This is a genomic window from Enterobacter pseudoroggenkampii, from assembly GCF_026420145.1.
In the GTDB taxonomy this organism is placed as follows: Bacteria; Pseudomonadota; Gammaproteobacteria; order Enterobacterales; family Enterobacteriaceae; genus Enterobacter; species Enterobacter pseudoroggenkampii.
This window is the reverse complement of sequence record NZ_JAPMLV010000001.1, coordinates 2,057,965-2,083,864: the sequence shown is the minus strand read 5'-3', so window position 1 is coordinate 2,083,864 and position 25,900 is coordinate 2,057,965. Positions and strand designations below refer to the sequence as shown.

Genomic DNA, 25,900 nt, shown 5'->3' with positions numbered 1-25,900 from the left:
TACACTGTTACTCTTTCGAAAATATTAAGTTGGAATAATACTCCGTGAAAAAGAGAAATACGGATTAATGTTTTCGAATATATGATGTGCTAATAAAATTGCGCTAAATCAAATTCTGCGGAATAACCGTGTTCAGGTACCTGGTGCATTTTTGATGAAAAACATCTTGAACCCCTTTAACACCGGGTGACGTTTAGTCCGCTGAGGGGTATCAGGGATTTCTTAGCTAATCTTATGGATAATTCTGCTTAACCCACTTTCATTTGTCTGACAAATCCTGCCTTTTTTATGTCATTTTTCGCTGAATTTATGTACGCAATTACTGTAATTCTGCGGTGTGATGGGGCTCTCTTATGGATGATTAATTTCCCGCTAAAACTATCACCAGCAATAACGCTTATGACGAGGTAAGCGCTAATGCCTTGTTTTAAGTCCGATTAAATAAGAAGCACGCACATATTCCCTACAGAAAAGAATGCTAAAGCTGGAGTTTACCATGCACAAATTTACTAAAGCGCTGGCGGCCATCGGTCTGGCTGCCGTTATGTCACAATCCGCTATCGCTGAGAATTTAAAACTCGGTTTTTTGGTAAAACAGCCCGAAGAGCCCTGGTTCCAGACTGAGTGGAAATTCGCCGATAAAGCCGGGAAAGATTTAGGTTTTGAAGTGATTAAAATCGCCGTGCCTGACGGTGAGAAAACCCTGAACGCCATCGACAGCCTGGCGGCCAGCGGTGCGAAAGGTTTCGTTATCTGTACTCCGGATCCAAAGCTCGGTTCGGCCATCGCGGCGAAAGCGCGCGGTTACGATATGAAGGTCATCGCGGTTGACGATCAGTTCGTTAACGCCAAAGGCAAGCCGATGGATAGCGTCCCGCTGGTGATGATGGCGGCGACCAAAATTGGCGAACGCCAGGGGCAGGAACTCTATAAAGAGATGCAAAAGCGCGGCTGGGATGTCAAAGAGACTGCGGTGATGGCCATTACCGCAGACGAGCTGGACACCGCACGTCGCCGTACTTCCGGTTCAATGGACGCGCTGAAAGCGGCCGGTTTCCCGGAAAAACAGATCTACAAAGTCCCTACCAAATCTAACGATATCCCGGGCGCTTTCGACGCCGCGAACTCTATGCTGGTTCAGCATCCGGAGGTCAAACACTGGCTGGTGGTCGGCATGAACGACAACACCGTGCTGGGTGGGGTACGCGCGACGGAAGGCCAGGGCTTTAAAGCGCCTGACGTGATCGGGATTGGCATCAACGGCGTTGACGCCGTCAGCGAGCTGTCCAAAGCGCAGGCTACCGGCTTCTACGGTTCTCTGCTGCCAAGCCCGGACGTTCACGGCTATAAATCCAGTGAGATGCTCTACAACTGGGTCACCAAAGGGGCTGAGCCGCCGAAATTTACCGAAGTGACCGACGTGGTGCTGATTACCCGCGACAACTTCAAAGAGGAGCTGGCGAAAAAAGGACTGGGCGGTAAGTAATACGCGGTGATTGTGCCCCTCATCCTTCGTGAGGGGCCAGACGTACACACTACAGGAATCACGGAGACGTTATGCGACAGTCTGATCCGTATCTCTCTTTTCGCGGCATCGGGAAAACTTTCCCCGGTGTTAACGCGCTGACCGATATCAGCTTCGACTGCTATGCCGGCCAGGTTCACGCCCTGATGGGGGAAAACGGTGCGGGAAAATCCACGCTGTTGAAGATCCTCAGCGGTAACTACGCGCCCACTACCGGCTCGCTGGCCATACGCGGTGAAGAGGTGGCGTTTGCCGATACCACGGCGGCGCTCAATGCCGGGGTGGCGATCATCTACCAGGAGCTGCACCTCATTCCTGAGATGACCGTGGCGGAAAACATCTATTTGGGACAGCTCCCGCACAAAGGCGGCGTGGTAAATCGTTCGCTACTTAATTATGAAGCGGGGCTGCAGCTTAAGCATCTGGGCCTGGACGTCGATCCCCAGACGCCGCTGAAATACCTCTCCATCGGCCAGTGGCAGATGGTTGAAATTGCCAAGGCGCTGGCGCGTAACGCCAGAATTATTGCCTTCGACGAACCTACCAGTTCGCTCTCTAAGCGTGAAATCGAAAATCTGTTCCGCGTGATCCGCGAATTGCGTCAGGAAGGCCGCACGATTTTGTATGTCTCGCACCGTATGGAAGAGATTTTTGCCCTGAGCGACGCCATCACCGTCTTTAAAGATGGACGCTATGTGCGCACCTTTACCGACATGGCGCAGGTGAACCATGACCAGCTGGTTCAGGCGATGGTCGGACGCGATCTGGGCGATATTTATCACTGGCAACCGCGCCCGTACGGCCCGGAACGCCTGCGCCTGGATAACGTCAAAGCGCCGGGCGTCAGAACACCGATTTCGTTATCCGTACGCAGCGGTGAAATCGTCGGCCTGTTTGGTCTGGTGGGGGCGGGGCGCAGCGAATTGATGAAAGGTCTGTTCGGCGGTACCCGTATTACCGATGGTCAGGTTTCTATTGACGGCGAACGGGTAGATATCCAGAAACCGGCCCACGCGATCGGGGCGGGGATGATGCTCTGCCCGGAAGACCGGAAAGCCGAGGGGATCATTCCGGTGCACTCGGTGCGCGACAACATCAATATTTCTGCCCGTCGTAAGTTTATTCGCGCCGGTTGCCTGATAAACGATAGCTGGGAGTCGAGTAACGCCGACCACCATATTCGCTCGCTGAATATCAAAACGCCGGGTCCGGAACAGCTGATCATGAATCTGTCAGGCGGAAACCAGCAGAAGGCAATTTTAGGCCGCTGGCTGTCAGAAGATATGAAGGTCATTTTGCTGGACGAGCCGACGCGCGGTATCGATGTGGGGGCAAAACACGAAATCTATAACGTGATCTATGAGCTGGCAAAACGCGGCGTGGCGGTGCTCTTCGCCTCCAGCGATCTGCCGGAGGTGCTTGGCGTGGCCGACCGCATTGTGGTGATGCGTGAAGGCGAAATTGCCGGCGAATTACTTCATGAACAGGCGAATGAACAACAGGCGTTGAACCTCGCCATGCCTAAAGTTAGCCAGGCTGTCGCCTGAGTAAGGAGTTAATGATGTCCTCTGTTACTACATCCGGAGTGCCGAAGCCGAAGTCGGCGCTGAGTATTGGACGTATCTGGGATCAGTACGGCATGCTGGTGGTTTTTGCCGCACTGTTCCTTGCCTGCGCGATCTTTGTCCCTAATTTTGCCACCTTCATTAATATGAAGGGGCTGGGGCTGGCCATTTCCATGTCCGGGATGGTGGCCTGCGGGATGCTGTTCTGCCTGGCCTCCGGCGATTTTGACCTGTCGGTGGCGTCGGTGATTGCCTGTGCGGGCGTCACGACGGCCGTGGTGATCAACATGACGGAGAGCCTGTGGATTGGCGTCTTAGCCGGTCTGTTACTCGGCGTCATCAGCGGTCTGGTGAACGGTTTTGTTATCGCGCGCCTGAAGATTAACGCCCTGATCACCACGCTTGCGACGATGCAAATTGTCCGCGGGCTGGCCTATATCATCTCCGACGGTAAAGCGGTGGGGATTGAAGACGAGCGCTTCTTCACGCTGGGTTATGCCAACTGGCTGGGTCTGCCTGCGCCTATATGGCTGACGGTGGCCTGCCTGATCCTGTTCGGCTTCCTGCTTAACCGGACCACCTTTGGCCGTAATACGCTGGCGATTGGCGGTAATGAAGAGGCCGCCCGTCTGGCTGGGGTGCCGGTAGTACGCACCAAGATTATTATCTTTGTGCTCTCTGGGCTGGTTTCTGCCGCAGCGGGGATTATTCTGGCGTCGCGTATGACCAGCGGCCAGCCGATGACCTCTATCGGTTACGAGCTGATCGTCATTTCGGCCTGCGTGTTAGGGGGCGTTTCCCTCAAGGGTGGCATCGGAAAAATCTCATATGTGGTGGCCGGTATCCTGATTTTAGGGACGGTGGAGAACGCCATGAACCTGCTGAATATTTCGCCGTTTTCGCAGTACGTGGTACGTGGTCTGATCCTGCTGGCAGCGGTGATTTTCGACCGTTACAAGCAAAAAGCGAAGCGTACCGTGTAACCGTTTTGCACCTCTTTTATTGCTCAACTTATAACCTTAGTTGACCTCTTAACCGCCCCGCCAGTAATACTGGCGGGGCGGTTGTCAAATGGCGAGCCACGTCACACTGTCTATACTTACATGGCTATGAAAGAGGTAAAGGCGTTTACCTCTCGTAAACCGTAAGGAGGAAAAGGGTGGCTGACACGTTAACCGCACCGCCTGTACTGCCCGGACACTATGCTTTCTTTTTTGATCTCGACGGCACGCTCGCCGGGATAAAACCGCACCCCGATCAGGTGTCTATTCCGGAGGCGGTGTTACAGGATTTGCATCAGCTCTCGCTCATGAATGAGGGAGCACTGGCATTGATATCAGGGCGCTCAATGGCCGAGCTGGATCTGCTCGCCAGTCCATACCACTTTCCGCTGGCCGGTGTACACGGAGCGGAGCGCCGCGACATCCATGATCAAACGCATATCGTTTCACTCCCCGACGCACTCACGCAAACGCTCCATAAGCAACTTTCTGACGCGCTGGAAGCGCTGCCTGGCACCGAGCTGGAAGCCAAAGGCATGGCCTTTGCCCTGCATTATCGTCAGGCACCGCAGCATGAGGAGGCCGTACTTGCGCTTGCTCAGAGGGTGGCAGATGCGCATCCGCAGCTGGCGTTGCAGCCCGGCAAATGCGTGGTTGAGTTAAAACCGAAAGGGATTAATAAAGGCGCGGCCATCGCCGCGTTTATGGCGTCGCCGCCTTTCAAAGGGCGAACGCCCGTTTTCATTGGGGATGACCTGACCGACGAGGCCGGGTTTCGCGTGGTGAATCAGGCCGGAGGGATCGCCGTCAAGGTGGGGCCTGGTGACACTGTTGCCGAATGGCGACTGGCGGATGTCGCCAGCGTCTGGCAGTGGATATCTGACATCGCTAACCAGCAACAACAACAAATAGCGCAAAGCAAAGGGGGAAACCATTATGGGTCGCTTAGTCGTCGTCTCTAACCGAATCGCACCGCCTGACGATAAAAAAGCCAGTGCGGGTGGCCTGGCGGTAGGGGTATTAGGTGCCTTAAAAGCCGCTGGCGGGCTGTGGTTTGGCTGGAGTGGGGAAATCAGTGAAGAAGAGAAACCGCTCAAAAAGGTTACGCGCGGAAACATTACGTGGGCTTCATTTGCATTGAAAGAGAAAGACTACGACGAGTATTACTCGCAGTTCTCGAATGCCGTCCTGTGGCCCGCGTTTCACTATCGTCTTGACCTGGTCAAATTCCAGCGTGAATCCTTCGAAGGCTACTCGCGCGTGAATGCGCTGCTGGCGGATAAACTGCTGCCATTAATCGAAGAAGACGATATTTTATGGATCCACGATTATCATCTGTTGCCCTTCGCCAGAGAGCTGCGAAAAAGAGGGGTAAATAACCGGATTGGCTTCTTCCTGCACATCCCGTTCCCGACGCCGGAAATTTTTACCGCGCTCCCGCCGCATGAAGAGCTGCTGGAGGCGCTGTGTGATTACGATTTGCTGGGCTTCCAGACCGAAAATGACCGCCTCGCATTCCTTGACTCCGTGTCAGGTAAAGCGCGCCTGGTGACCAAAGGCGGGAAAACCCATACGGCGTGGGGGAAAACGTTCCACACTGAAGTGTATCCAATTGGGATTGAACCTGACGAAATCGCGGAGCAGGCTTCCGGCCCGCTGCCGCCGAAGCTGGCGCAGCTTAAGAATGAACTCAAACACGTGAAAAATATCTTCTCGGTTGAGCGTCTTGATTATTCCAAAGGGCTGCCGGAACGCTTCCTGGCGTATGAAACGCTGCTGGATAAATATCCGCAGCATCACGGTAAAATCCGTTATACCCAGATCGCGCCGACGTCGCGCGGTGAGGTTCAGGCCTATCAGGACATTCGCCATCAGCTGGAGACAGAAGCAGGGCGCATTAATGGCCGCTACGGGCAGCTGGGCTGGACGCCGCTGTTTTACCTGAATCAGCACTTTGACCGTAAGATCCTGATGAAGGTCTTCCGCTATGCGGATGTTGGCCTGGTTACGCCGCTGCGCGACGGGATGAACCTCGTCGCGAAAGAGTATGTGGCGGCCCAGGATCCTGACGACCCGGGTGTTCTGGTGCTCTCCCAGTTTGCCGGTGCCGCAAATGAGCTCACGTCGGCGCTTATCGTTAACCCTTATGACAGGGACGACGTGGCAAACGCGCTGAATCGTGCCCTGACTATGCCGCTCACGGAACGTATTTCCCGTCATGCTGATATGATGGAGACGATCCGTAAGAACGACATTAACCACTGGCAGGCACGTTTTATTCAGGATCTCCGGGATATCACCCCGCAAAGTCATGAAGGCGATCTGCAAAAAAAGATCGCGACCTTCCCTAAACTCGCCTGATTTTCCACTTGGGGGTTAACTCCCCCCAAGTGGCACTAACAGCACATCAACCTGGCTCGATGCGACTATGGATTTCGCCGCACAGGCTGCGCGCGATAAAAAGCTGTGGTTATGATTCCCGCAAATCACTAAATCAATATGTTGTTTACGACACATGTCGAGAATATGGGCGTTAAGTTCACCGGTCGCAATAATTGTCTCATAAACCGGATATTGTGCCTTTTCCACCAGTTCGCGCAGAAATTGCTGCGTTTCTTCCTGAAGGACCTCACGAATATCCTCCAGCATGGGGGCGGCCAGCTGATTGTACATCTCTGGCTCTGCGGCGAGCGTGATGAGGCTGATGCGGGCATTGTGGGGTCTGGCAATGGAAACGGCCCGGGCGACGAGTTGATGACTTTCTGGAGAAACTGCAACGGAAACAAGAAGATGGGAGTAACTCATGGCGCACTCCTTAGGTGTCTGTCAGACAGCGTTTGATCACCTTTACCGCGAATTCCCTGGTTCTGCAAGAGCTGATTACGACATTAGTGTGAAGCTTATCATAATTATTCATTAATTATTCTTATAAGAAGAATAACTGAAAAATGCGCCTAAATGAAAAAAATTAACAACTTAACGTAAATCACACAAATTCACGCTTTAACTGTTAAATCGTTTTAGCGCGTTACAAACTCATTTCGAATGATCACGTCCTGAAACATCTTTTTTGTGCTACCTGCATAACTATATGTTTTTTCACGGTAAGAAAAATGTTTCCCGGAGAGGGGTTTGTTGTAAATGTTTCAGCGTAGCGCTTACGGGGGTAGAAGCACGTTGCATGCCAGTTCGGATCGCCCGTCTGCATGAGTATTCGTCAATTAAGAATACAAAACAGTACTGATTGGTTAAAAAACAAACAAATTACAAGTCATACTGATGGATTTATGGGTCATATTCACTTAAATTGTGTGACGTGGATCACATTTTTTTTAAATTTGAGGGTGGCTGGATTGTATGTGACAAAACTGACGAGTAGAGTTTGCGTCGAATTAGGAAAAATCTTAGTTATTTGTAAGAAATGATAAAACATGTAAGAGACGCATTCGCGGTTTCTCTCTTACGCGTTTCAGTGAATACAAACCTAAATTCAACTATGCATTTAGCCTTTTCTTTTTTATACCGGGTGATTTCCCGGCGACATCACGGGGTGCGGTCTTTCCGCATAAAAATAATAGTTGGTTATTCGGGATGGGAACAATGCATACATCCGAGTTGCTAAAACATATCTATGACATTAATTTGTCGTATTTACTGCTCGCGCAGCGTTTGATTAGTCAGGACAAGGCGTCCGCGATGTTTCGTCTGGGTATTAACGAAGAGATGGCAACCATGCTGGGCGGTTTAACCCTCCCGCAGATGGTTAAACTGGCTGAAACGAATCAACTGGTTTGCCAGTTCCGTTTCGATGATTCGCAGACAATAACGCGTCTGACGCAGGATTCCCGTGTGGACGATCTTCAACAGATCCATACCGGTATTCTTCTCTCCACTCGCTTGCTTAACGAAATCAGCCAGCCTGATGACGCAGCCCGTAAGAAAAGGGCCTAGCAATGAGCGAGAAAAGCATTGTTCAGGAAGCGCGTGACATACAGTTGGCCATGGAGCTGATTACACTGGGTGCTCGTTTACAAATGCTGGAAAGCGAGACTCAGTTGAGCCGTGGCCGTCTCATCAAGCTGTACAAAGAGTTACGTGGTAGTCCCCCGCCGAAAGGCATGCTGCCGTTTTCTACCGACTGGTTTATGACGTGGGAGCAGAATATTCACGCTTCCATGTTCTGTAATGCCTGGCAGTATCTTCTCAAAACTGGTTTGTGTAGCGGCGTTGACGCCGTGATCAAAGCGTACAAACTTTACCTTGAACAATGCCCACAGCAGGAAGAAGGCCCTCTGCTGGCTCTGACCCGCGCATGGACGCTGGTGCGTTTTGTTGAGAGCGGAATGCTTGAGCTGTCGCGCTGCAACTGCTGCAACGGCAATTTTATTACCCACGCTCATCAGCCTGCAGGCAGCTTCGCCTGTAGTTTATGTCAGCCTCCATCCCGCGCAGTAAAAAGACGTAAACTTTCCCGGGATGCTGCCGATATTATTCCACAACTGCTGGATGAACAGATCGAACAAGCTGTTTAACCCGAACGTGTGGGAAAGATTCCAGCAGCGGTAAGCAATTACCGCTGCTTTTTTTTACCCCGCAAACGGTAAACGCTGCGAGCTGGACGTCCTTGCCATAGTCACTAGCGGAAGGATGATGTCGTGCTTATCTTATTAGGTTACCTGGTAGTTCTCGGTACAGTTTTCGGCGGTTACATGATGACCGGCGGGCACCTTGGAGCACTCTATCAACCGGCTGAACTTATTATCATCGGCGGTGCAGGGGTAGGGGCTTTTATCGTTGGCAACAACGGTAAATCGATCAAGGGCACGCTGAAAGCAATTCCGTTGCTGTTCCGTCGCTCGAAATACACCAAAAGCATGTATATGGATCTGCTGGCACTGCTCTATCGCCTGATGGCGAAGTCGCGTCAGCAGGGGATGTTCTCGCTTGAACGGGATATTGAAAACCCGAAAGAGAGCGAAATTTTTGCCAGCTATCCGCGCATTCTTGCTGACGCCATGATGCTGGACTTCATCGTCGACTATCTGCGACTCATCATCAGCGGCAACATGAATACCTTCGAAATCGAAGCGCTGATGGACGAAGAGATCGAAACTCACGAAAGCGAATCTGAAGTGCCGGCCAACAGCCTGGCGCTGGTCGGCGACTCGCTTCCGGCATTCGGTATCGTTGCTGCGGTAATGGGGGTGGTTCACGCTCTGGCCTCGGCAGACCGTCCGGCAGCCGAGCTCGGTGCGCTGATTGCCCATGCGATGGTGGGGACTTTCCTCGGTATTTTGCTGGCGTACGGCTTCATCTCTCCGCTGGCAAGCGTTCTGCGCCAGAAGAGCGCGGAAACCACCAAAATGATGCAGTGCGTGAAGATCACTCTGCTCTCTAACCTCAACGGTTACGCGCCACCGATCGCGGTTGAGTTTGGCCGTAAAACGCTTTACTCCAGCGAGCGTCCGTCGTTTATCGAGCTTGAAGAACACGTGCGTGCGGTGAAAAACCCAAACCAACAGACGACAACTGAGGACGCATGAAAAACCAGTCCCATCCGATCGTCATCGTAAAAAAACGCAAGCACAAGGGCGGCGGGCATGGCGCACACGGCTCGTGGAAAATTGCATACGCCGACTTTATGACAGCAATGATGGCGTTCTTTCTGGTGATGTGGCTGATCTCCATCTCCAGCCCAAAAGAACTGATCCAGATTGCCGAATATTTCCGCACACCGCTGGCAACGGCGGTGGCCGGTGGGCCGCGTATTTCTAACAGCGAAAGCCCGATCCCGGGCGGCGGCGATGATTACACCCAGCAGAAGGGTGAAGTGAAAAAAGAGCCGAACATCGACGAGCTGAAAAGAAAGATGGAGCAGGCGCGTCTGAAGAAACTGCGTGGCGATCTCGATCAGCTGATTGAGGCGGATCCGAAGCTGCGCGCGCTGCGCCCGCACCTGAAGATCGACCTGGTGCAGGAAGGGCTACGTATTCAGATTATCGACAGCCAGAACCGCCCAATGTTTAAAACCGGGAGTGCGGAAGTCGAACCGTACATGCGCGACATTCTGCGCGGTATTGCACCGGTGCTGAACGGCATTCCTAACCGAATCAGCCTGTCAGGACACACGGATGATTTCCCGTACGCCAATGGGGAGAAGGGATACAGCAACTGGGAGCTTTCTGCCGATCGTGCCAACGCCTCGCGTCGCGAGCTGGTGGCAGGTGGGCTTGATGATGGCAAGGTACTGCGCGTAGTCGGCATGGCCGCAACCATGCGCGTTTCCGACCGCGGGCCGGATGATGCCATCAACCGTCGTATCAGTCTTTTAGTGCTGAACCAGCAGGCGGAGCAGGCCATCCTGCATGAAAACGCCGAAAGTCAGAATGAGTCACTGGACGATTTAAAACAGCCTGGGGCCGTTCCTTCGGCTGCCGTTCCAACATCGCCACCAGCCAATCCGAGGTGATAGCGTGAGCATGGATATTAGCGATTTTTACCAGACATTCTTTGATGAAGCCGACGAATTGTTGGCCGATATGGAACAACACTTGCTCGACCTGGTGCCCGAAGCACCGGACTCCGAGCAGCTCAATGCCATCTTCCGTGCGGCGCACTCTATTAAAGGCGGAGCCGGAACGTTTGGATTTACCATCCTGCAGGAAACGACCCATTTAATGGAAAACCTGCTTGATGAAGCACGACGCGGTGAGATGCAGCTCAATACCGACATTATCAACCTGTTTTTGGAAACCAAAGATATTATGCAGGAACAGCTCGACGCCTATAAAAGTTCGGCAGAGCCTGATGCCGCCAGCTTTGAATACATCTGCAATGCGCTGCGCCAGCTCGCGCTGGAAGCAAAAGGTGAGGTTGCCGCAGCGGTTGTTCCGGCCGCGAAACTGAGCGTTGTCGATGCGGTTGCTGCCGACGAGGCCGCGCCAGCCGCTGCGCAGGCGGGCAAACTGCGCGTTGTGCTGTCGCGCCTGAAAGAGAACGAAGTTAACCTGCTGGAAGAAGAGCTGGGTAACCTGGCGAAATTAAGCAACGTGGTAAAAGGCAAAGACAGCCTGGCCGCGACGCTTGATGACGGGATTGGCCAGGACGATATCGTGGCGGTGCTGTGCTTTGTGATTGAAGCTGACCAGATCGCTTTCGAAACCGAAACGGCTGCGGTTGACGCCCCTGCGGCTGCGGAAGAGGTGGCTGTTGTCGCTCAGGCCGCGGCACCGGCTGTGACGCCTGCGGCCCCGGCGCTGAAGGCAGTACCAAAAGAGGCCGCTGCGCCTGGCCGTGGTGAAAAACCTGCCGCGCGCTCCAGCGAGTCAACCAGTATCCGCGTTGCCGTTGAGAAGGTTGACCAGTTGATTAACCTGGTGGGCGAACTGGTGATCACCCAGTCGATGCTGGCGCAACGTTCAAACGAACTCGACCCGGTCACCCATGGCGATCTGATCACCAGCATGGGCCAGCTGCAGCGTAACGCCCGTGACCTGCAGGAATCGGTCATGTCCATCCGTATGATGCCGATGGAATATGTTTTCAGCCGCTTCCCGCGTCTGGTGCGCGACCTTGCCAGCAAGCTGAATAAACAGATTGAACTGACCCTGATGGGCAGCTCAACCGAACTGGATAAGAGCCTGATCGAGCGCATCATCGATCCGTTAACGCACCTGGTGCGTAACAGTCTCGACCACGGTATCGAACTGCCGGAAAACCGCATTGCCGCCGGAAAATCCCCGGTCGGCAACCTGATCCTCTCTGCGGAACATCAGGGCGGGAACATCTGCATCGAAGTGACCGATGACGGCGCCGGTCTGAATCGCGAGCGCATCCTGGCAAAAGCAATTTCGCAGGGGATGGCGGTCAATGAAAACATGACCGACGAAGAAGTGGGCATGCTGATCTTCGCACCGGGCTTCTCTACCGCAGAGCAGGTGACCGACGTCTCCGGACGCGGCGTAGGCATGGACGTGGTGAAACGTAACATCCAGGAGATGGGGGGCCACGTTGAGATCCAGTCTAAACAGGGTTCCGGCACTACCATTCGCATTCTTCTGCCGCTGACGCTGGCGATCCTCGACGGCATGTCAGTCAAAGTGGCGGACGAAGTCTTTATCCTGCCGCTGAACGCCGTGATGGAATCCCTGCAGCCGCGCGAAGAAGATCTGCATCCGCTGGCGGGTGGCGAGCGCGTTCTTGAAGTGCGTGGTGAGTACCTGCCGCTGGTGGAACTGTGGAAAGTGTTCGAGGTAGACGGGGCGAAGACTGAGGCCACGCAGGGTATCGTTGTGATCCTGCAAAGCGCGGGCCGCCGCTACGCGCTGCTGGTTGATCAGCTGATTGGCCAGCACCAGGTGGTGGTGAAGAACCTCGAAAGTAACTACCGCAAAGTGCCGGGTATTTCTGCCGCCACCATTCTGGGTGATGGTAGCGTGGCGCTGATCGTCGATGTGTCGGCGCTTCAGGGATTAAATCGTGAACAACGTGTGGCGTACACAGCCGCCTGATTAAGTAGAAGGTAATAACATGACCGGTATGAGTAATGTAACGAAACTGGCGGGCGAGCCATCAGGGCAGGAATTCCTGGTCTTCACTTTAGGCGATGAGGAGTACGGCATCGATATCCTGAAAGTGCAGGAAATCCGTGGTTACGACCAGGTTACCCGCATCGCTAACACGCCTGCTTTTATTAAAGGTGTCACCAACCTGCGTGGCGTTATTGTGCCAATCGTGGACCTGCGCGTGAAGTTCAGCCAGGGCGACGTTGACTACGACGACAACACCGTGGTGATCGTTCTGAACCTGGGGCAGCGCGTGGTCGGTATCGTGGTCGATGGCGTATCTGATGTGCTCTCCCTGACCTCAGACCAAATTCGCCCAGCGCCGGAGTTTGCGGTCACGCTGTCGACCGAATACCTGACCGGTCTGGGCGCGCTCGGCGAGCGTATGCTGATTCTGGTGAACATCGAGAAGCTGCTGAACAGCGATGAGATGGCGCTGCTGGATATCGCGGCGAGTCACGTAGCGTAGGTAAATGCAAAACGGCAACCCAGGTTGCCGTTTTTTGTGTTTGCTCCCTCTCCCTGTGGGAGAGGGTTGGGGTGAGGGCATCAGGCCTCACCCTTTTTTCATACCCTTACGCTTCCTGCTTTACCAGCTCAGCTTCCGCTTCAGCTTCCCGCGCACCTTCATTCTGCGACAGCATCGCGGTCGCAATACCATTCCCCAGAACGTTAATTGCGGAACGGCCCATATCCAGGAAGTGGTCGATCCCCATCAGCAGCAGAATACCCGCCACCGGAATGTTAAAGCTTGGGATCGTCGCGGCCAGCACCACCAGGGATGAACGCGGTACGCCCGCAATCCCTTTGGAGGCCAGCATCAGCGTCAGCATCAGAACCGTCACTTCCGAGAAGCTCAGGTGAATGTTGTACGCCTGAGCGATAAACATCGAAGCGAAAGAGCAGTACACCATCGAACCCACCAGGTTGAAGGAGTAGCCAATCGGCAGAACGAAAGAGGCGATGTTGCGCGAGCAGCCAAAACGCTCCAGCTGCTCCAGCGTTTTAGGGTAGGCGGCTTCAGAGCTGCTGGTGGTAAACGCCACCAGGACCGGATCTTTCAGCATGCTGACCAGGCGGAACACCTCTTTTTTCAGCACCATGTAACCCACGGCCAGCAGCACCATGCAGGTGAGAAGAATGGCAACATAGTAGCCGCCAATAAAGGAGGCGTAGTTCAGCAGAATGCCCAGACCCTGCGTGGCAATCACGGAGGAGATCGCCGCAAAAATGGCCAGCGGAGCAACGTACATCACGTAACCCGTGACCTTCAGCATGATATGGGAAACCACATCCAGCGCGGCCACCAGCGGCGCGTTGAATTTCTGCCCCAGCGACGCGCCGCCGATGCCGAAGAACATCGAAAACACCACAATCTGCAGGATCTCATTGTTCGACATCGCCCCTGCGATACTGGTTGGAATGGTGTGCGACAGGAACGCTTTCAGCGTCATGCCGCCAACGGCCAGACCGGTATCCACCGCTTCGGTTGGGATCGTCAGGTTCAGACCGCTTCCCGGATGCTCCAGCGTGACGATAAACAGGCCAACCAGAATAGAGAGTACGGATGAGCTGATAAACCACACCATCGCTTTACCGCCAACGCGGCCAATAGTGGAGGTTTCGCCCAGCTTCATAATGCCGACGGTGAGCGTGCTGAAGACCAATGGTGCAATGACCATTTTGATCAGACGGAGGAAAATATCGGTCAGAAGGGTAATGTTATCCGACCAGGCTGTGATGGCATCCGCAGATGCATATTCATGAATTGCTGCCCCTGAAAGAATACCCGCCAGCATGAATATCACGATGAAGAGTGTGAGTTTGTTTGCACTTGCCACGAAAAAAGACCCTCTATGCGCTTCAGATGTAGCCCGCATCGATACATATAAATTTTTTATTACGATGCAGGAAATTATTCGGCACATAAATTGACGCAAAGTGTAGGGGGATACAACACCTTTTTAAGTTTTATTAATTTTGTTGTTATTGCCCTGACGATATATTGTGATCTGCATCACACTTTAATGGATATATTCTCTCCGGAAAAAATAAAATCGCGGATTAAATAAATTTAACTCTCTGTTATTAATAAGGAAATTAAGTCAATAAGACATATGGCTTATGCGTTGAGGGGCGGGTGGTCGAAGCGATATCCGTAAACTAAATTCTCAATAACCCCCTCAAAGGAACCTTAAGCGGGGCTAACATCTTGAACGACAAAAATAAAATGTGGCAAGGGAACGGAGACGTCTTCTGGAGGGTGGTAAATGAAAAGAAAACTCCTTTTGATCTGCGCAGGAACCTTACTGACTGCGACTACGGCCCATCAGGCGCTGGCCGTCACCAGCAGTGGCACCATCGGCGCGACGCTGACGCTGACAAACGGCTGTCTGATAAACGGTTCGCCCGCGCAAAGCGGCATTAACTTCGGTACGCTCGATTTCGGTACCCATCCGGCAACCTTTTCCACTCTTACGACGCAGCTGAGCGGCGCCAGCGGCGGAAACACCTTCACCATTCAATGTACGACCGCCAGCTATACGGTGGCGATCACCGGTAATACCCATTCTACGGCACCCGGAACCGTTGTCGGTTCGCCGGGGACGCCTGAACGCTATCTGGTTAATACGGCCAACGCGGCCCAGGGCGTGGCTTACAGCCTGTACAGCGACAGCGGGTTTAACACAGTGATTGCCAACAACGCCGCGTTGCCGATCGCCTCAACGGCCGGAGGGGTAGACAGCTACACCCTCTACGGACGTATTACCGGCGGTGGTAACAGCGTGACGGTCGTCCCGGGAACCTACACCGACACGATTAACGTCAGCGTAACCTATTAGTCCCGAATAGCCATGAAGGCAACTCTCACAGATCTGCGCAAATGCGCAGAGGGACGCGTGCAGCCTTTTTTCGCGCTGCTCGTCGGATTGCTCATGATGCCCGCGGCGAATGCGGTGACATCACAGTCGTTTAAGGTCAGCGCGACGATTGTACCGGGATGCGCGGTAGCAACCGGTAGCGGAGGGCTTCTCGGTACGCTGGATTTTGGCACCCATAACGGCGTCGAGAGCGCGCCGGTCAGCACCAGCTTTGTGCCAAACGGGGCGTTGTCTATCGCCTGTACACCGGGCGTGGCGCTGAGCATGAGCATTAACGGCGGGCAGAATTACGCCTCCGTCCGCCGGATGAAGCGGTCAGGCGGAACAGAACTGGTGCCGTACCGGCTCTACAGCAGCAGCTCGCTGGCCGCGAACAGCGAAATTGGCGTCAACCAGGCGATACCGGTGACCTATAGCAACAGCAATAACATCGCGCTGCCGCTTTTTGGCGTGGCGCTACTGACCGGATTTAGCCCGGCAGGAACGTATTCCGATCAGCTCACCGTGACCTTGTCATGGTAATAAAGGGAGAGTGTTGATGAAGCCAATTTTCAGACCTGTTTGTCTGGCGGGCGCGTTGGGAATGGCTGCGGCAATCGGTCAGGCGCAGGCGGCAGCCACCATTCTGCTCTGGCCGATCGATCCGTGGCTTGCTGCGGACGCCAATGCCACGGAACTGTGGATCCAGAACCAGGGAAACAGCGCCACGACGATGCAGGTCCGCATCGTGCGCTGGAAGCAGGAGGACGGACACGAGCGTTATACCGCGCAGCAGGACGTGGTCGCCAGCCCGCCGATCGTCACGATTGGCACGGGCAGCAAGCAGCTTATTCGCCTTATCAAACAGACTTCAGTCCCCGCAGGCGTCGAACAGGCCTACCGTATTATTGTCGATGAAATCCCCCAGCCTGATGCCAAAGCCGAACCCTCCATTGGCCTCAAATTGCAGATGCGATACTCCATTCCTCTGTTTGTGTATGGACAGGGGATGCCGACGATAAAAGAGGGCGCGCACCATGCGCTGGTGGAGACCCGAAACCTGAGCTGGCGGGTGACGCAGGCGGGTGGACAGCCTGCGCTGGAGGTTCGAAATCGCGGGGATGTCCATGTCAGGCTAAGCCAGGTGGCGCTGGAGCAGGGAGGGCAGAAACGCACGGTTGCGGAGGGATTACTGGGTTACGTCCTTCCGGGCAGCACCCGCAGCTGGCCGGTACCCGCTGGCGTTCGTCAGCCAGAGCGGATGAGCGCGCAGATTAATGCCAGGGACGCACAATGGCAGTCGACGCCCGTCAACTGAAGCCGGCGATGATGATATTGCTCTGCGTCAGTTCCGCAACCTGGGCCGAGCCCGGTGACGACAGTTTACCGCCGCCGCCCCAGGCACAGGCGATACATGATGAAGCGGTTTTCCAGCTTGCCCTCGTGGTCAACCACTACGATACCGGTCTGGTCGTGCCCGTGACGCAACGTAAAGGCGCTTTCTTTATCTCCAGCGCCGATTTGCTGCGCGCGGGGCTGCCCCCGGCGCATGTTCCCACCGGAGAGGTGAATCTCTCCTCGCTTGCCCTGGTTCGGGTGGAGTACGACAGCGCCGCGCAGCGCCTGCTGCTGACCGTTCCCCGCGACTGGGTGACGGCCCGGGTGACGCCGTTCAGCGCGCAAACGACACAGGCCAAACCGCACTACGGGCGCGGGGCGCTGCTGAATTACGATTTCTACACCAACCGCACGGAACATATCGGCGGTCAGGCGTCGCTCTGGCATGAGTTCCGCTACTTCAACGAGAACGGCTCCTTTTCCTCCACCGGCTACGCGCGCGAAAATTTCAGCGGTAACGACGGCCAGCAGGAAGGGTATGTTCGCTATGACACGACCCTGCTGTTCACTAACGAAGATGACGCGATGAGCTGGAGCGTCGGGGATGTGATTAGCGATGCCCTGAGCTGGAGCTCCAGCGTGCGGATGGGGGGGATAAGCGTCGGGCGGGATTTCTCCTTGCGCCCCGATCTGGTGACATGGCCGCTGCCCGAGTTCGCAGGGGAGGCCGCGGTACCCACCTCGGTCGATCTCTTTATCAATGGCTATCGTTCCGGCTCAACCCAGCTTCAGCCGGGCCCCTTCACCCTGACCAATCTGCCCTATATCAACGGCGCCGGGGATGCGGTGCTGGTCACGACGGATGCGCTGGGGCGCCAGGTGAGCACCACGCTACCGTTTTACGTCACCAGCGACCTGCTTAAGCAAGGGCTCAGCGACGGTGCCGTGACCCTGGGCAGCCTGCGGCGTAACTACGGCATCAAGAATTTTGACTACGGTTCCGCGGCGGGCAGCGGCTCGTATCGCTACGGTCTAACAGACTGGCTAACGCTGGAAGGCCACGCGGAAGGGGCGCAGGAGCTGGCGCTGGGTGGGGCGGGGACCGTGATAAAACTCGGCCAGTTTGGCGTGGTGAATACCTCTTACTCGCAAAGCCGTATGCGCGATGATGCGGGCGGGCAAATCAACTGGGGTTACCAGTACAGCACCAGCGCGTTTAGCGTCGCCACCCAGCACACGCGTCGCGGTCGCGGCTTTGGCAATCTGGCCCTTTACGACCAGCCGACGGTGTATGACGAAAACGATAAACCCATCGCCAGCTTCAGCCGTAATACGGACCAGTATTCTCTGACCTTCAATCTGGGACAGTACGGCAACATCGGTGCGGCCTGGATCGGCGTGGAGAGTTTCGACAGCCAAAAAACCGAGCTGCTCAATCTCTCCTGGAGCCGCAATCTGTGGGGGGCGAGCAGTATTTACCTGGCCGGCAGCCGGGATCAGCAGCGGGGAGACTGGACGGTCGCGCTGTCGCTGCAGGTGCCACTGGGTGCACGCGACAGCGCTGCCGTCACCGTTGAAAATACCCCGGATGCAGGCAGTACCCAGCGCATCAACTATAACCATTCCATGCCTTCTGACGGTGGGTTTAGCTGGAACATGGCCTGGGCCAACCAGTCAAGATCCAGTGATTATCAACAGGGGACGCTGGGCTGGCGCAATAACAACATAGAGCTGCAGGGCGGCGGTTATGGCGAAAGGGATACCATGACATGGTGGGGCGAGGCGATGGGCGCAATTGTCCTGATGGACGGCGAACTGTTTGCAGCGAATAAAATCAACGATGCGTTTGTGGTCATCAGTACCGACGGTCATCCGGATGTGCCCGTCAGCTACGAGAACCAGCCCGTCGGTAAAACCAATAACAACGGCTACCTGCTGGTGAGCGGGGTGTCGGCGTATTACCCCGCAAGCTACCGGATCGATACCCTGAATCTGCCGGCGGATACCCGTCTGAAAGAGACCGAGCGACGGATCGCGATCCGCCGTCACAGCGGCTATCTGGTTGATTTCCCAATGGAGCAGGAGCGGGTGGCAAGCGTTATTCTGCATGATACGCACGGGCAGGCGCTGCCGGTGGGAAGCCAGGTCCGACGGGTCTCGCGCAGCAATGCGGTGGTGGGGTATGACGGCATCGCCTGGCTGGAAAATCTTAGTGATGTGAACCCGCTGGAGGTGATAGCGCCTGACGGAAAACGCTGCACGGCTACCCTGACCGTGGGGGCCAATCCGGAACACAAGCTGAAAACCTACGGGCCGCTGATTTGTCGGGAGGCGCCATGACGCGCCTGCTGCTGTTGATTCTGCTGCTGTTCTCCGGCGGCGGCTGGGCGGCGTGTACCGTCAGTACGGTCAATGCCTCATTTGGCAGCGTCACCTCCTTCGCGCTCAGCGGAACAGGCGAGGTGGAAACCACCGGCACGCTGGTGGTGTCCTGTGATGCCATACTGAATCTGCTGACCAACGACTCGGTGACGCTGACCTACACCGCGGCATCGGTTTCGGGCAGCAGCCGGGCCACCATGAAACGGACAGATGATGCGACTATCACGGACGTGATCCCCACCCGGCTGTGCGGACTCTCGGGCTGCGCGAGCAGCAGCGAGGTACAGATAAGTAAATCGTATACCTGGAGTGGAAATACCTTGCTGGGGCTGCTGGGGTCAAAGCAGTACAACATTCCGCTCTATTTTCGCACCGTCGCCGGACAAAACGTCACTGCCGGGCCATATCAGGTGCAGTTAACCTTCAGCGTTAACTACAGCGTGTGCTCCGTGGGCGCGCTCGGCATTTGCACAATCAATCAGGCGGGCACCGCGACGACCACCATTCTACTGAACATGACTGTTACCAACGATTGCAGCGCCATGACCACGCCGGACGTGAACTTCAACAGCGCACCGCTGGTACAAAGTTTCCCTACCGTTTCGCAGGCGATTGCCGTCACCTGTACCAAAGGAAGTACGTATACCATCGGCATTAACAACGGGGCTAACGCGCTGAACAACGTGCGGCGCATGGTGAGCGGCAGCAACGCCATGAGCTATGACATCTATAAAGAAGCCACCAGTAACCGCTGGGGCGGCAGCGGCAGCGAGCGCTGGTCCAGCGCGGTATCGTCACAGGTCAGCACCGACGGCTTGCTGCGCACCTACAATTACACCGCGAAAGTCCTGACCAATCAGACCACGCCACCCGCCGGAACCTACACCGATACGCTGATTGTTGACGTGGCGTTTTAGCCCCGCGCTTTTCCCTTTCTCAAATGTAAAGTTCCTGTGGGTAGTGCCGATAACACCGTTAATAAATCTATGAGAAGGTGTTGTATGTTGAACCGTATCCGCGTTGTCACAATGCTTATGATGGTGCTGGTCATTTTCGCACTTCTTCAGCTTATCTCCGGCGGGCTTTTTTTCTCGTCATTAAAACAGAACCAGGACAGCTTCGCGGCCTCGAACGATCTCCGTCTGCAGCAAAGTGAACTCACGTCAACGTGGGATCTGATGCTGCAAACGCGTATCAACCTGAGCCGCTCGTCCGCGCGCATGATGATGGATCCCAACAATCAGCAGAGCAGCGCGAAAACCGATCTGTTGAAAAATGCCCGTGCCACCCTTGCTGACGCCGCTAAACACTACGACGCCTTCAAAAAGATCACCCCGCAGCCTGCGATGGAGCAGGTGAGCCAGAATATCGATGAAAAATACAGCGCCTACCATGCCGGTCTGACGGAACTGATTCAGTTCCTGGAGAGCGGCAATATGGACGCCTATTTCGCACAGCCTACGCAGGGGATGCAAAACGCCCTCGGCGCCGCGCTGGGGGAATACGCGAAGGTCAGTGGCGATCTCTATCACTCGGCCTTTACCGCAAGCCAGAATGACTATCGTTTTGCAAAATGGCAGATGGCCGTGATGGCGCTGGCGCTGGTCATTGTGCTGGTCGCGGTCTGGTACGGTATTCGCCATATCCTGCTGAACCCTCTTGGCCGCGTCATTGCCCACATTCGTGAAATTGCCGGCGGCGATCTGACCAAAACGCTGACCGTTTCCGGGCGTAATGAGATCACCGAGCTGGCAAACAGCGTTGACCACATGCAGCGTTCGTTAATCGACACCGTCGCCAACGTGCGCAACGGGTCGGAAGCTATTTATACCGGCACCAGCGAAATTGCGATGGGGAATAACGATCTCTCATCTCGTACCGAGCAGCAGGCTTCCGCCCTGGAAGAGACGGCCGCCAGCATGGAGCAGCTTACCGCGACCGTGAAGCAGAACGCCGATAACGCCCGTCAGGCGTCTCAGCTGGCAGAAAGCGCCTCCGAGACGGCGCAGCGCGGCGGTCGCGTGGTGGATGGCGTGGTGAAAACCATGCACGAAATCGCCGACAGCTCGAAGAAAATCGCCGACATCATCAGCGTCATTGACGGCATTGCCTTCCAGACCAACATTCTGGCGCTTAACGCCGCCGTGGAAGCGGCGCGTGCGGGCGAACAGGGACGCGGGTTTGCCGTGGTGGCCGGGGAAGTGCGCAATCTGGCCAGCCGCAGCGCCAACGCGGCAAAAGAGATCAAGTCGCTGATTGAAGATTCCGTCTCCCGCGTGGATACCGGCTCCGTGCTGGTGGAAAGTGCCGGGGAGACCATGAATGACATCGTGAATGCCGTCACCCGCGTGACGGACATCATGGGTGAAATCGCCTCTGCGTCTGATGAGCAGAGTCGTGGTATCGACCAGGTTGCCCTGGCGGTATCGGAAATGGATCGCGTGACACAACAAAACGCCGCGCTGGTGCAGGAGTCCGCTGCGGCGGCCGCTGCGCTGGAAGACCAGGCGAGCCGTCTGAAGATGGCCGTCTCGGCGTTTCGTCTCGCTTCACTCGCTGGAAACACGGTCACCTCGCAGGCGACGTATCGCGCGCCAGCCGCTGAATCGGCTGCAAACCGTACGCGCACCGCGACGACCGGACAAGATGAAAACTGGGAAACATTTTGACTGACAATTAAACCGCGGCTGCTTGCCGCTTGATGGGAGCGTGGATGTTAAATCGTATTCGTATCTCGACCACACTGTTTTTGATTCTGATCCTTTGCGGTGTGTTGCAGGTTGGCAGTAACGGGTTGTCTTTTTGGGCGTTTCGCGATGGCTATCAGAATTTGCAGGAAGTTGAGACGAGTAATCAGCAGCGCTCCGCACTGGCACAAACGCGTGCCGTGCTGTTGCAGGCAAGCACTGCGCTGAACAAGGCAGGAACCTTAACCGCGCTGAGTTATCCGCCGGATGACATTAAAGCGCTGATGGCGACCGCGCGCGACAGCCTGAAACAGGCTGACGCACAGTTTAAAGCTTTTACGGCGCAGGCCGCCGACAGCGAGAAAGAGAAAGCGCTGAAGGCCGCCATGAAGACGAACTTTGAACAGTGGTACAGCGATCTGGACCATCAGGCGACGTGGCTTGAGAACAACCAGCTGTCGGACTTTATGACCGCGCCGGTTCAGGCCTCGCAGGCGGCGTTTGACGGCAGCTTTAACGCGTGGCAGCAGGATATTAACCAGTCTGTTCAGCGTGCCGGTGAACAGAGCCGTCAAAGCTATCACATGTCGGGCGTCATCTTTGCCGTGGTGGTGATTCTGGCAGGCCTGCTGACCGGCGCCGCACTGCTCTGGTCGCGCAGAATGATTGTCCAGCCGCTGGCGATTATCAGCAGCCACTTCGACAGTATCGCGAAAGGCGATCTGGCGCGTCCGGTAGCGGTGTTCGGCAGGAACGAAATTTCGGCGATCTTTGCCAGCCTGAAGGCGATGCAGGGATCGCTGCGGGAAACGGTGAGCGACGTGCGGCAGGGCAGTTATGCCATGCACACCGGGATCTCAGAGATTGCGGCGGGCAATAACGATCTCTCGTCCCGCACCGAGCAGCAGGCGGCTTCGCTGGCGCAGACGGCGGCCAGCATGGAGCAGCTGACCGCGACGGTAAGCCAGAACGCCGATAACGCGCGTCAGGCGTCTGACCTGTCAAAACAGGCGGCGATGACGGCAAAGAAAGGCGGAGACCAGGCGTCCCATGTCGCCAGCACCATGCAGGAGATTGCCACCAGTTCGCAGAAAATTGGTGACATCATCAGCGTGATTGACGGTATCGCGTTCCAGACCAACATTCTGGCGCTGAATGCCGCCGTTGAAGCGGCGCGCGCCGGGGAGCAGGGGCGAGGATTTGCGGTGGTGGCAGGGGAAGTGCGTAACCTGGCGAGCCGCAGCGCCAACGCGGCGAAAGAGATTAAGGTGCTGATCGAAGAGTCGGTCTCGCGCGTTCAGCAGGGCTCAACGCTTGTGGATACGGCGGCGAAAACCATGCACGAGATCGTCACCTCCGTTACGCGGGTGAACGACATCATGGGCGAAATTGCCTCGGCGTCGGACGAACAGCGCCGTGGCATTGAACAGGTTGCACAGGCCGTCAGCCAGATGGACCAGGTGACGCAACAGAACGCCTCGTTAGTTGAGGAAGCGGCAGCGGCAACCGATCAGCTGGCCAGCCAGGCAGATCGTCTGACCGGACTGGTCGCGGTGTTTAATGTGAAAGAGCACGTTGAAGCAGTAACAGAAGTCGGGCGGTCGCAGGCCGTGCCAGTTGTATCCTGAATGTAATTAAGAAGGCGCTATGACATCACCAATGCCCCCTGGGCAAACGTCATTATTGTTGCAGATGACACAGCGCCTCGCGCTGTCCGACGCGCATTTTCGTCGGATATGTCAGTTAATCTACCAGCGTGCGGGGATCGTGCTTGCGGATCATAAGCGCGACATGGTCTACAACCGTCTGGTGCGGCGCTTGCGCACGCTGGGGCTGGATGATTTTGGCCGCTATCTGAGCATGCTTGAGGCGAACCAGAACAGCGCAGAGTGGCAGGCTTTTATTAACTCGTTAACCACCAACCTGACGGCGTTTTTCCGTGAAGCCCACCACTTCCCGGTCCTGGCCGAGCACGCACGCCGTCGCACCGGGGAGTATCGCGTATGGAGTGCGGCCGCCTCGACGGGTGAAGAGCCGTATTCGCTGGCGATCACCCTGGCTGACACCCTGGGCATGACGCCCGGACGCTGGAAAGTCTACGCCAGCGATATCGATACCGAGGTACTGGAGAAGGCGCGTAACGGCGTTTATCGCCAGGATGAACTGAAAACGCTGTCACCGCAGCAGCTGCAGCGTTATTTCATGCGCGGTACGGGCCCGCATGAAGGCCTGGTACGCGTACGCCAGGAGCTGGCGAACTGCGTTGAATTCGCGCCCGTAAACCTGCTGGATAAGCAGTACAACGTGCCGGGGCCGTTCGACGCTATCTTTTGCCGTAACGTCATGATCTATTTTGATAAAACGACGCAACAGGACATTCTGCGTCGGTTTGTTCCGTTGCTCAAGCCTGACGGTTTACTGTTTGCAGGGCACTCGGAAAACTTCAGCAACCTCGCGCGTGAGTTTAGCCTGCGTGGGCAAACGGTATATGCGCTGAGTAAGGAAAAAGCATGAGTAAAATCAGGGTGTTGTCTGTCGATGATTCAGCGCTGATGCGTCAGATCATGACTGAAATTATCAATAGCCACAGCGACATGGAGATGGTGGCAACCGCGCCCGATCCGCTGGTAGCGCGGGATTTAATTAAAAAATATAACCCCGACGTGCTAACGCTGGATGTCGAGATGCCGCGCATGGATGGCATCGATTTCCTTGAAAAATTAATGCGGCTTCGGCCCATGCCGGTGGTGATGGTCTCTTCCCTGACCGGAAAAGGCTCGGAAATCACCCTGCGTGCGCTGGAGCTGGGGGCGGTGGATTTTGTCACCAAACCGCAGCTCGGCATTCGCGAAGGGATGCTGGCCTACAGCGAAATGATCGCCGAGAAGATCCGCACCGCGTCTCGTGCCAAGCTTGCCGCCCACACGCCGATGGCCGCGCCTGCGACCCTGAAGGCCGGTCCCTTACTCAGCTCGGAAAAACTGCTGGTGATTGGCGCGTCAACCGGAGGAACAGAGGCAATTCGTCATGTACTCCAGCCATTGCCGCTTTCAAGTCCGGGTATTCTGATCACTCAGCATATGCCGCCAGGCTTTACCCGTTCGTTCGCCGAACGCCTGAACAAGCTATGCCAGATCAGCGTGAAAGAGGCGGAAGACGGCGAGCGCGTGCTCCCGGGACATGCCTACATCGCCCCGGGCGACAAGCATATGGAGCTGGCGCGCAGCGGCGCTAACTATCAAATCAAAATTCATGACGGACCGCCGGTCAACCGGCACCGTCCGTCGGTGGATGTGCTGTTTCATTCGGTGGCGAAACATGCGGGGCGCAACGCCGTTGGGGTGATCCTGACGGGGATGGGCAACGATGGTGCCGCCGGAATGCTTGCAATGCACCAGGCTGGCGCCTGGACGATTGCGCAGAATGAAGCAAGTTGTGTGGTGTTCGGCATGCCGCGCGAGGCCATCAATATGGGTGGCGTGAGCGAAGTGGTCGATCTTAGCCAGGTAAGCCAGCAGATGCTGGCGAAAATCAGTGCCGGACAGGCAATACGTATTTGACTCAGGAGTATTATTTTATGGCGGATAAAGAGCTTAAGTTTTTGGTTGTGGATGACTTTTCCACCATGCGTCGCATCGTGCGCAACCTGCTGAAAGAGCTGGGCTTCAACAACGTTGAAGAAGCAGAAGACGGCGTTGATGCGCTGAACAAGCTGCAGGCTGGCGGGTTTGGTTTTGTTATCTCCGACTGGAACATGCCTAACATGGACGGTCTGGAACTGCTGAAAACCATTCGTGCCGATGCGGGAATGGCGTCTATGCCGGTTCTGATGGTCACTGCAGAAGCGAAAAAAGAGAACATCATTGCCGCTGCACAGGCGGGCGCAAGCGGCTATGTGGTGAAGCCATTCACCGCGGCAACCCTGGAAGAGAAGCTCGGTAAGATCTTCGAGAAACTCGGCATGTGAGGTGATGGAA

Annotated in this window: 23 protein-coding genes; 21 read left to right on the top strand and 2 right to left on the bottom strand. The window is 55.6% G+C overall.

What is annotated here, in order from left to right; translation table 11 throughout:
- The first annotated feature begins 496 nt into the window (after positions 1 to 496).
- From araF to otsA, 5 genes are all read left to right on the top strand, one after another.
- A complete protein-coding gene (gene araF / locus OTG14_RS10220) occupies positions 497 to 1,486 on the top strand; it encodes an arabinose ABC transporter substrate-binding protein AraF (protein WP_024909787.1) in 990 nt (329 codons plus the stop codon).
- A gap of 71 nt (positions 1,487 to 1,557) precedes the next feature.
- Positions 1,558 to 3,072, top strand: coding sequence for an L-arabinose ABC transporter ATP-binding protein AraG (gene araG / locus OTG14_RS10215; protein ID WP_048992264.1), 1,515 nt, complete (start codon positions 1,558 to 1,560; stop codon positions 3,070 to 3,072).
- A gap of 14 nt (positions 3,073 to 3,086) precedes the next feature.
- The gene (gene araH, locus OTG14_RS10210; protein ID WP_061714861.1) at positions 3,087 to 4,073 is read left to right on the top strand and encodes an L-arabinose ABC transporter permease AraH; all 987 of its coding nucleotides are present in this window, start codon (positions 3,087 to 3,089) and stop codon (positions 4,071 to 4,073) included.
- 176 nt (positions 4,074 to 4,249) lie between these two features.
- Complete coding sequence (gene otsB, locus OTG14_RS10205) at positions 4,250 to 5,053, top strand: trehalose-phosphatase (RefSeq protein ID WP_024909666.1); 804 nt, start codon at positions 4,250 to 4,252, stop codon at positions 5,051 to 5,053.
- Positions 5,028 to 6,452 carry an alpha,alpha-trehalose-phosphate synthase gene (gene otsA / locus OTG14_RS10200; protein WP_048992259.1) on the top strand — a complete coding sequence of 475 codons (1,425 nt, stop codon included), beginning with the start codon at positions 5,028 to 5,030 and terminating at the stop codon, positions 6,450 to 6,452. Before otsB ends, otsA begins: the two co-directional genes overlap by 26 nt.
- A 15-nt stretch (positions 6,453 to 6,467) precedes the next feature.
- On the opposite strand, the gene uspC is transcribed toward otsA, so the two are convergent.
- Positions 6,468 to 6,896, bottom strand: coding sequence for a universal stress protein UspC (gene uspC, locus OTG14_RS10195; RefSeq protein ID WP_024909668.1), 429 nt, complete (start codon positions 6,894 to 6,896; stop codon positions 6,468 to 6,470).
- Between the two features lie 795 nt (positions 6,897 to 7,691).
- On the opposite strand from uspC, the gene flhD reads away from it, so the two are divergent.
- From flhD to cheW, 6 genes are all read left to right on the top strand, one after another.
- The gene (gene flhD / locus OTG14_RS10190; RefSeq protein WP_023336137.1) at positions 7,692 to 8,042 is read left to right on the top strand and encodes a flagellar transcriptional regulator FlhD; all 351 of its coding nucleotides are present in this window, start codon (positions 7,692 to 7,694) and stop codon (positions 8,040 to 8,042) included.
- 2 nt (positions 8,043 to 8,044) lie between these two features.
- The gene (flhC, locus tag OTG14_RS10185) at positions 8,045 to 8,623 is read left to right on the top strand and encodes a flagellar transcriptional regulator FlhC (RefSeq protein ID WP_008500416.1); all 579 of its coding nucleotides are present in this window, start codon (positions 8,045 to 8,047) and stop codon (positions 8,621 to 8,623) included.
- Between the two features lie 123 nt (positions 8,624 to 8,746).
- Entirely contained in the window at positions 8,747 to 9,634 is an 888-nt protein-coding gene (gene motA / locus OTG14_RS10180; protein WP_008500417.1) for a flagellar motor stator protein MotA, read from the top strand.
- Entirely contained in the window at positions 9,631 to 10,560 is a 930-nt protein-coding gene (motB, locus tag OTG14_RS10175; RefSeq protein ID WP_024909669.1) for a flagellar motor protein MotB, read from the top strand. Before motA ends, motB begins: the two co-directional genes overlap by 4 nt.
- A gap of 4 nt (positions 10,561 to 10,564) precedes the next feature.
- A complete protein-coding gene (gene cheA / locus OTG14_RS10170; RefSeq protein ID WP_024909670.1) occupies positions 10,565 to 12,601 on the top strand; it encodes a chemotaxis protein CheA in 2,037 nt (678 codons plus the stop codon).
- Positions 12,602 to 12,620: 19 nt separating this feature from the next.
- Positions 12,621 to 13,124, top strand: a complete 504-nt coding sequence (gene cheW / locus OTG14_RS10165) for a chemotaxis protein CheW (protein WP_023312262.1) — start codon at positions 12,621 to 12,623, stop codon at positions 13,122 to 13,124.
- 106 nt (positions 13,125 to 13,230) lie between these two features.
- Here the strand turns inward: cheW and OTG14_RS10160 are convergent, their stop codons facing one another.
- Positions 13,231 to 14,496: a dicarboxylate/amino acid:cation symporter gene (locus OTG14_RS10160; protein ID WP_024909671.1), complete on the bottom strand. Its 1,266-nt coding sequence runs from the start codon at positions 14,494 to 14,496 to the stop codon at positions 13,231 to 13,233.
- Between the two features lie 429 nt (positions 14,497 to 14,925).
- Between OTG14_RS10160 and OTG14_RS10155 the strand changes: the two genes are divergently transcribed.
- From OTG14_RS10155 to cheY, 10 genes are all read left to right on the top strand, one after another.
- Positions 14,926 to 15,498, top strand: coding sequence for a Csu type fimbrial protein (locus OTG14_RS10155; RefSeq protein ID WP_032647817.1), 573 nt, complete (start codon positions 14,926 to 14,928; stop codon positions 15,496 to 15,498).
- Positions 15,499 to 15,510: 12 nt separating this feature from the next.
- Entirely contained in the window at positions 15,511 to 16,059 is a 549-nt protein-coding gene (locus tag OTG14_RS10150) for a Csu type fimbrial protein (protein WP_267215021.1), read from the top strand.
- A 16-nt stretch (positions 16,060 to 16,075) separates the two neighbouring features.
- A complete protein-coding gene (locus OTG14_RS10145) occupies positions 16,076 to 16,834 on the top strand; it encodes a fimbrial biogenesis chaperone (protein WP_267215020.1) in 759 nt (252 codons plus the stop codon).
- Entirely contained in the window at positions 16,810 to 19,194 is a 2,385-nt protein-coding gene (locus OTG14_RS10140; RefSeq protein ID WP_090419735.1) for a fimbria/pilus outer membrane usher protein, read from the top strand. Before OTG14_RS10145 ends, OTG14_RS10140 begins: the two co-directional genes overlap by 25 nt.
- Positions 19,191 to 20,153: a Csu type fimbrial protein gene (locus OTG14_RS10135; RefSeq protein ID WP_032647810.1), complete on the top strand. Its 963-nt coding sequence runs from the start codon at positions 19,191 to 19,193 to the stop codon at positions 20,151 to 20,153. Before OTG14_RS10140 ends, OTG14_RS10135 begins: the two co-directional genes overlap by 4 nt.
- Positions 20,154 to 20,237: 84 nt before the next feature.
- Complete coding sequence (gene tar, locus OTG14_RS10130; protein WP_267215019.1) at positions 20,238 to 21,905, top strand: methyl-accepting chemotaxis protein II; 1,668 nt, start codon at positions 20,238 to 20,240, stop codon at positions 21,903 to 21,905.
- A gap of 44 nt (positions 21,906 to 21,949) precedes the next feature.
- Positions 21,950 to 23,551 carry a methyl-accepting chemotaxis protein IV gene (tap, locus tag OTG14_RS10125; RefSeq protein ID WP_024909678.1) on the top strand — a complete coding sequence of 534 codons (1,602 nt, stop codon included), beginning with the start codon at positions 21,950 to 21,952 and terminating at the stop codon, positions 23,549 to 23,551.
- Between the two features lie 19 nt (positions 23,552 to 23,570).
- Positions 23,571 to 24,437 carry a protein-glutamate O-methyltransferase CheR gene (cheR, locus tag OTG14_RS10120; RefSeq protein ID WP_023312253.1) on the top strand — a complete coding sequence of 289 codons (867 nt, stop codon included), beginning with the start codon at positions 23,571 to 23,573 and terminating at the stop codon, positions 24,435 to 24,437.
- A complete protein-coding gene (locus tag OTG14_RS10115) occupies positions 24,434 to 25,483 on the top strand; it encodes a protein-glutamate methylesterase/protein-glutamine glutaminase (protein WP_008500430.1) in 1,050 nt (349 codons plus the stop codon). Before cheR ends, OTG14_RS10115 begins: the two co-directional genes overlap by 4 nt.
- 17 nt (positions 25,484 to 25,500) lie before the next feature.
- Positions 25,501 to 25,890 (top strand): chemotaxis response regulator CheY, encoded by a 390-nt coding sequence (gene cheY / locus OTG14_RS10110; RefSeq protein ID WP_008500431.1) that lies wholly within the window; start codon positions 25,501 to 25,503, stop codon positions 25,888 to 25,890.
- Positions 25,891 to 25,900: the final 10 nt, after the last annotated feature.